We start from the raw sequence: 7111 nt of genomic DNA, 5'->3' as shown, positions 1-7111 counted from the left end.
TAAATCCTATAGAACAGATGTGGGCATGGGTTAAACGTAAGCGTAAAGAATGGTTGATCGACTCAGTCGATGAGTTATTTCGAGTTTTTTTCGAATCTTGTATGAATAATAAAGTAGTTTGACTATAATTCGATAGATTGGTAAGGAGCTGCTTTACCGGATGCTTACGAAGAACTGTACGAACAGGCTTATCTAAATTAGGGTGCCCATCCGATGTGGCAGAAGCAGTGCTTGGTCATTCTAAAAAAGGAATTGAGGGTACTTATAACCTGCATGGTTATGAAAAGGAATGTGCAATATGGCTACAGAAATGGGCTGATTATATGGATGGTTTAATAAAAGCTAATCATATTTAATATAAATAAATCTGACAGATACGCCAAAAGGTGTATCTGTCAGGTTGGGTTTTTAACTAGTACAACTTATGATTGTTGATTAACAATAAATCTAACAACAACACGACGATTATTAGGATCTTTAGGAGAAATACCATGAATTGGTTGTGAATCACCATATCCCGCAACAACTACTCTTTTAGCTGTTTGCTCATCAAGCTTTCCTATCAATAACTTCCGTGCCTCCCTTGCACGGGCAGCCGATAATGTATAGTTGTCATCATAAACTGTACAGAACTTCTGATAATCTGTTACTGGTTTAGAAACAGGAGTATTATCTGTATGTCCCTCTACAAATACACCAGATTGCTTAGAGGTCATTAAAAATGCTTCAATTTTATCTTGAATATTTGTAAATGTATCGGCAGCTTGAGGTGTAATGCAAGCACTACCTTGAGCAAAAACACTATCCTTTAATGTAATTGTTCCTTGCTCAATATTAAAATCAATTAAATCTTTAGCACCTTGTAAACTAACCTCTTTTTTGATTTCATTTAGTGTCTGTACCATTTTTTTTTGTTGATTACTTTGGCTGCCCTGCATCTCTTGCTTATGTTTTATTTCAGCATAAGTTTTTTGCAGCACAGATATAACCAATAACAACATTACTACAGCCATAACTCCCGACATTAAATCAGAGATTGATACCCATTCACTTGGCTTATCCCTCATTCTCTACTCCATTAAAACCAAATAAGTTTTCAGCAATAGAGGTATTCCCCTTTTTCCTCTTATTGCTTATTTGGTTATTTTTCGAGAAATTGCGCTGAGAATTTTGTACCTCTAGTCTTTGTAGAGTTTCCTTTTGTAAAACAATACCACTTGCTAAATTTTCGAGTGTAGGTTTCAACTCATGTATTGCACTGAGGTTTTGTGATAAGTCACTAAATGCTTTTTCAACAGCATCAGTAAGTTTTTCACTACTTACCTCCACCTTCTTGCCAAAATGAATCACCTGACGATTACTTTCAGCTACAGATTTTAGACTTCCCTTTATATCACCTGATAAGTTATTAACTAAACCAGTCATCTCATTAACATAATTATTGAGTGTTTTTGTACTCTCAATAAATTTAACTTGAGCATTCTTCTGTATATCCATTGATTCTTGAATAGTCAAACTTACTCTTGACATTGTTTGATCAACACTAATAGATAAACTATTGACTGCCTGAGAAATATTTTCTGTTGCCGTACCCAAACCTTGAGACATTTCAGACATATTTTTCTTGAAACTTGTACTCATATCACCAATAGATGACTTGAGGTTATCTGACATTTTTGTCATGTTTTGACTAAAGCTAGTATTCATACTCGAAATAGTTGAGTTCAAATCTTTCTTCATTAAAGAAATGACTTCTTCCATATTCTTTCTAAAGCTATCAATAACAGTTTGTAGTTCGCTTGCTGACTCACCCATTATCGATGCGGCTTGAGACATCCCTTCAGCAGCATTTCCTAGTTTAACAACGGTTTCTTCATTCTTGCGAATAAACTCAACCATGGCTTTTCTGGTTTCAACGCTTTGAGCTACATTCTCTTGAAGTAACCCTGTAGTTTCTTTGTGCTGAATGCCAAGTAATGTAATTAAATCAGTTGACTGACTAGCCAAAGTATCAAATTTTTTCTCTATTAATACAGATTGTTTATTTAACACTTCAACTTGTTCAGATTGATTATGATTAATCAAAGTCAATAATTCTTTACTATTATTCTCTGTTGCAAATAAAAATTTTCCTATCTGCTGCATAATAGAAACATGATTTTTCTGTGTATTTTCAACTAAGCCTTCTATAAGTTCAGACTGGAATGTTAATGAGCGTACATTTTCATCATTACTAAAATTTAGCTGTTTCAATTGTTCATGATGGCTAAGTTGAATAGCTTTGATTGTTTCTTGACTATAGCTTGTTAACAACTCTAACTGATTTTGATTAACTGTTTGATTTTGATTAACTGTTCTTTCGAATTGCTTAGCAATACTTTGCATACATTCTAGCAGCTTATTATTATTACTACGTTCTTCCTGTAATTTTTGATCACGAATAAGATCAAGCTCACTTTTCACTTTTTCAATAGACCAACGCAAGCGCCGTTCTTCATAGCCATTTTTAGATAAAATAACTTTTAAAAGAATAAAAGCAAGTAGCCCCCAAGTAGACGTCTTAAACTTAGTACCTAAGTCTTTCATCATATCCATAAGGCTAGACATCGATGAGTCCATATTACCCAGCGCATTAGCACCATTTAATATAGAGGATGCTTTATCCAAAGCAAGCCCAAGCCCAAGGAAAGTTCCTAAAAGACCAATGATCAAAATCATACCTGGCATAATATCAGCAAGCTTTTCAGCTGGTGTAGCAACAGCTTCACTGATTTCCATTACTGAACCATGTTCAGCATCCAACTTTTTGGATTGACTATTTTTATTGCCACCAAACCAATTATTTTCCCAATTCTCTGGTTTAGCTGTACGATAAACTTGAATAATCGTATAGGCAAATAGCGACCAGACAATTATGAAGAAAATCAAAGGGAGTATGAAATTTGTTTCGAAAAATGTTGAAGGGATTTCATGAAAAGGTAATAAAAAATTTAAAATTTCCATAAATTAAACCTCTGCCGTAACTAATTCTTGCATACGGTTCTTACTATCCTCTGCAAAAATATTTGCATAGTCAGTAATAAGGCTTTGCTCTTCCTCTGTCAGTTCATTCCATTGTTTACCATGCTGAGCACATTCAACTAATAAACGTCCGACTATTGCAACATCATCTATGATATAATCACGACCTTCTTCTTCAAATTGTTCAGCAGTTTTCTCTAAGACTTGAAGAAAACCCTCGGCAGCGTGAACATAACTTTGCATCGCACGATTTTCATCTGCTTGTTGAGTTAATTGGTATGCAGTATTTTTTGCATCATTTTTAAGATCCACCAATTGAGCTTCTTCGTTGGGAGTCAATGATTCGACTTCCATTTTCACTTCAAGCTCTGTTATTTGACGCTTTAATGTCGCAGCCTCTTTGTTCATCTGATTCCATTTAGCTTCCATATTTTGCAACTTGGTTTCCCAAGCACAAATCAACTCTTCAAAAACAAATGGGATTAAAGATTTACCACTAAAGCGACGTTTAATAATGCTATCCAATTTCTCTGTATCTGCATCGGTAAGATTTGGATTTTCAGCCAATAAATCAGCACCTACACGTAATAAAAAAGAATCGTCCGCAGTAATTTCATCTAAGTTACGGGCTGTGCTTAAAGTTTTTTCCGCGGCTCTCAATAATTTTTGAGTTGCACGTAAACGTAGATAGTGTGAAAAGTCTTTTACTGTATCTTTTTCTAAAATCTCTTGAATATGCGTTTGAACTAAAACATAGTCATTAATCACTGCTGCAAAACGAATAGACTGACGTTGTTCCTCAGTTTTCATCGCATCCATTGCTTCTTGCAAATCTTCTTGACGCTGTTCAGCCTCCTTCACCTCTTCAGGTGTCATATACATATCTCGAAAATGTTTTGCAGCCTTAGAAGCCCAAATAATAGCCTGCTCAACTTTTTTCAAGATTGGGCTGTTTTCTAATGCCAATAACCCTTGTAAACCCTTTTCTATTGCGACTGCCGCAGCTTGCGCCCAAGGATGTGGAATCATCTTTAATGCACTTGTAACTTTAGGTGCAAATTTAACCACATGAGGCTTAACAGTTGCCCAGACATCTTTGACTTTACCAACAAAGTTTTCAGCTTCATCAGCCATCCAATCTACAGCTTTTCTGGCTGCACTTTTCGCTGTATCCCATACTGCACTTGCAGCTGATGCTATACCTCTGCCTACAGAGGAAACAGCTGAACTGACACTTCTCGCAGCGGATGAAAAAGCTGAACCAACAGAACTCCAAAATCCCATCTAAATTTACCCTCTTAGTTTTTAACACCAAGTAATGCTTTTGCTGTATTAACTTCACTACTACTTAAACGATTTTCTTTACTTGCAACTTCTGATTTAGCTTTCTTTATACGTTCAATAACTTCTTGTAACTGTTCCAACTTAACCTTAGGTTCTTCTTTATTTTGTTCAGCTTCCAATAAAGATTTAGGCAGTACTAATCTCATACAAGTTCTAATTTCTCTACCAGAGAAACCATCTGATAACTCTGAGGCACAATTGATAAAATCTTCTCTTGGTTCTAATAATGGGATAGCACTAACTAGCATTTTTCCCCACAACTGTTTACGTGCGTCTAGATCAGGCAAATCAAAATGTATATGATGACTGATGCGACTTCTAAAGGCTTCATCATAATTTTTTGCAAAATTTGTTGCAAAAATAGCAACTCCACAAAAACGCTCTAATTCAATTAGTAGAGTTGAACGCATTGCATTTACTTCATTATCAATACCTTGTGTAACAGATGATAATCTCTTACCTAATAAAGTATCCGCTTCATCAAAAAATAAAACCGCATTAGCTTCTGTAGCAGCTTTAAATACAGCCTGAATGTTTTTAGAAGTTTCACCCATAAACTTACTTTCTAATTCAGCTATACCTAATTTAATAATAGGGAATCCCAAACTTCCCGCAAAAGCCTCAGCTGTAAGAGTTTTTCCTGTACCAGGCGCACCATAGAAATTTAGAATTACACTACGACCTTGCTTATCAACGCTACCAAAATTCCAATCTTCATAAATAGTTTTATGGAATTTTAATTTAGCTACCCCTTCATCCAATTGAATACGAGTCGATGCTGATAAAATAACATCATTATCCAAAGTGACTACTGGCTGTATAATCTGAAAAGTAGAATTATGATTTTCCTTTACTTCAGAAAAATCTACGGTAGTACTATTTTCTTCACGTTCTGTTTGAAACTTCTGTAATCGCTCTCTAGCTTTTTCCAAACTCAAAATATTATCCTCGCTATTTGATACTTTTTTTTCATTTGCAATATTCCGAAAGAAATTAATCATATACCCCACCATTAGGTAAATTTTTGAATTTATCTTCACTCATTTTTTTAAAAGCCATTTGCCTCATCCTATAGATAAATATCTTCTTAAGCTTTTTTCTAGCTCATCTTGCATGCTTATAGGATTAACAATTTTAATATGTGGAATCCAGTAACGGACTAGGGGGAGGATTTGAGTAATGTGAGTAATTTGACTCGATAACAATAACCCTCCATCGCCTAATTCCTTTACTATCTGCTGCTCAGGCAATAAAGAGCGCTGCTTAAAATAGAATGCGACCTCAGATTGAATAGACAATATGACTTCTTTCTTATCCTGACCAAACCAGATACTTTCATCGTTCTCAACTTGCCTCACAATCTCAGGATCTGGAGTAAATTGAGAATACTCATGCGTAGCAGAAATGCTTTGAATATGTGAAACACGATAGGTACGAAGTTGATTTTTTCTAACAGCAGCTAAGTACCAACTACCATGATGATGAATTAAACGGTAAGGCTGAACTAATCTAGGCTCACCCTTATATAAAAAACCAACTTGTTTGTGATCTTGAATTGCTCGACCAATAATCTGAAATAATTCTTTAAACTGGTCTGCACTCTCAAAAGAGTAGCCTTTAGCGTTATATACTTGCTGTGCACGGCTATCTAAAATCTCACGTAAAAAAGATACATCCAACGATGGATATAAATGACTAATTCCTGAGATTCGAGCAAAATTTTGAATATCTTTAGGGGCAAACTTCCCTAAATAATTTAACTCTAAATAATATTTTTTATTTTCAATATCTTGTAATAGTGGCAAATAAGTATTTAAGCGATCAAAATCCCTAGAAATAGTACGTGTACTGACTCCAAACTCTGAGGCTAGTTCTTTGACGCTTAAATGACATCCCATATTCAGCTTTGTTAAAATGTTCGCCAAACGATCTGCTAGACGTTCATGAGTAGAACTATCAATTTGCATAAAAAATTCTCTATTTAATTATATTTAATAGAAATCGATATGAATTAATACAAATATAGCACACTATTAGAGCAAAAAAGATGATTGCTTATCAATTAAATAGGGTTACATCCGATTTTTTAGAATTTAAACGCTCAAGGTAGCGTTCTAAATGCAACATTGCGACATAAACTCTAGCTAACTCAGACAACTTTATCTCTCCAAAGATGAAAGCTTTCAAAATGCGCTTAAGAGCTTTGACTTTATGCTTTAACGTGAATGAACCTGTATATATTTTCATCACAATCTCCTTTTATACTGATCGCTTGAATAGAAGCTAAAAAGTACTTATTGAACGAATGAAAAAAATATAAATAATGGTAATGACAGGTTATGTCATTCGTTACTATTTTTAGATAGAAAATTTTAAAGAGGCTTAGGCCTGAAATAAAATTTCAGACCTTTTAAATTTACTTCACCAATTTCATCAGACTACCAAAACTATCAATCACCGAATAATGAACTACATCCTCCAATGATTGATTTTCTTGATTTAAAGTAGCGAAGAACTTTTTAGCACTGTCAATTTTACGTTTCTCTTTTTCCCTTAGGTCACTGTCTAGCATTGAGCCTTTAGTTTCTGCAACGAAATAGATTTGGCGTACTTTATCCTTGAACCGTACCGGGTTTGTCGGAGACTCAATATTCTGAGAGACTATTCCGATGAAAAAACCAAACTATACCCCCGAAATTAGAGAAAGAGCGGTTCAATTACTAATTGAATCTGAAAAAGATTATCC

Annotated in this window: 6 protein-coding genes and 2 pseudogenes; 1 reads left to right on the top strand and 7 read right to left on the bottom strand. The window is 34.7% G+C overall.

Annotated features, from left to right (window positions below; genetic code table 11):
* Positions 1 to 164: 164 nt before the first annotated feature.
* Positions 165 to 356: pseudogene (locus GBN19_RS13575) on the top strand (tyrosine-type recombinase/integrase); the annotation flags it as partial.
* Positions 357 to 422: 66 nt separating this feature from the next.
* Here GBN19_RS13575 and GBN19_RS13570 read toward each other — a convergent pair.
* The 7 genes and pseudogenes from GBN19_RS13570 to GBN19_RS16170 all read right to left on the bottom strand — a co-directional run.
* The gene (locus tag GBN19_RS13570; protein WP_151778507.1) at positions 423 to 1067 is read right to left on the bottom strand and encodes an OmpA/MotB family protein; all 645 of its coding nucleotides are present in this window, start codon (positions 1065 to 1067) and stop codon (positions 423 to 425) included.
* Positions 1057 to 3003 carry a hypothetical protein gene (locus GBN19_RS13565; RefSeq protein ID WP_151778506.1) on the bottom strand — a complete coding sequence of 649 codons (1947 nt, stop codon included), beginning with the start codon at positions 3001 to 3003 and terminating at the stop codon, positions 1057 to 1059. Before GBN19_RS13565 ends, GBN19_RS13570 begins: the two co-directional genes overlap by 11 nt.
* Positions 3004 to 3006: 3 nt before the next feature.
* Positions 3007 to 4305, bottom strand: a complete 1299-nt coding sequence (locus GBN19_RS13560) for a hypothetical protein (RefSeq protein WP_151778505.1) — start codon at positions 4303 to 4305, stop codon at positions 3007 to 3009.
* A gap of 14 nt (positions 4306 to 4319) precedes the next feature.
* Positions 4320 to 5366: an ATP-binding protein gene (locus tag GBN19_RS13555; protein WP_151778504.1), complete on the bottom strand. Its 1047-nt coding sequence runs from the start codon at positions 5364 to 5366 to the stop codon at positions 4320 to 4322.
* Positions 5367 to 5429: 63 nt separating this feature from the next.
* Entirely contained in the window at positions 5430 to 6332 is a 903-nt protein-coding gene (locus GBN19_RS13550; RefSeq protein ID WP_151778503.1) for a helix-turn-helix transcriptional regulator, read from the bottom strand.
* A 91-nt stretch (positions 6333 to 6423) separates the two neighbouring features.
* Positions 6424 to 6612, bottom strand: a complete 189-nt coding sequence (locus tag GBN19_RS13545) for a hypothetical protein (protein WP_151778502.1) — start codon at positions 6610 to 6612, stop codon at positions 6424 to 6426.
* Between the two features lie 169 nt (positions 6613 to 6781).
* Positions 6782 to 6985: pseudogene (locus GBN19_RS16170) on the bottom strand (restriction endonuclease); the annotation flags it as partial.
* Positions 6986 to 7111 lie beyond the last annotated feature (126 nt).

The sequence above is a fragment of the Acinetobacter brisouii genome, from assembly GCF_008993995.1.
GTDB lineage: Bacteria > Pseudomonadota > Gammaproteobacteria > Pseudomonadales > Moraxellaceae > Acinetobacter > Acinetobacter brisouii_A.
Note: the sequence above shows the minus strand (reverse complement) of the source record. Positions and strands in the feature narration are given on the sequence as shown.

Bases quoted from the DNA above. Each gene is read 5' to 3' on its own strand.
- GBN19_RS13570 (WP_151778507.1), bottom strand. From the start codon at position 1,067: ATGAGGGATAAGCCAAGTGAATGGGTATCAATCTCTGATTTAATGTCG.
- GBN19_RS13565 (WP_151778506.1), bottom strand. From the start codon at position 3,003: ATGGAAATTTTAAATTTTTTATTACCTTTTCATGAAATCCCTTCAACA.
- GBN19_RS13560 (WP_151778505.1), bottom strand. From the start codon at position 4,305: ATGGGATTTTGGAGTTCTGTTGGTTCAGCTTTTTCATCCGCTGCGAGA.
- GBN19_RS13555 (WP_151778504.1), bottom strand. From the start codon at position 5,366: ATGATTAATTTCTTTCGGAATATTGCAAATGAAAAAAAAGTATCAAAT.
- GBN19_RS13550 (WP_151778503.1), bottom strand. From the start codon at position 6,332: ATGCAAATTGATAGTTCTACTCATGAACGTCTAGCAGATCGTTTGGCG.
- GBN19_RS13545 (WP_151778502.1), bottom strand. From the start codon at position 6,612: ATGAAAATATATACAGGTTCATTCACGTTAAAGCATAAAGTCAAAGCT.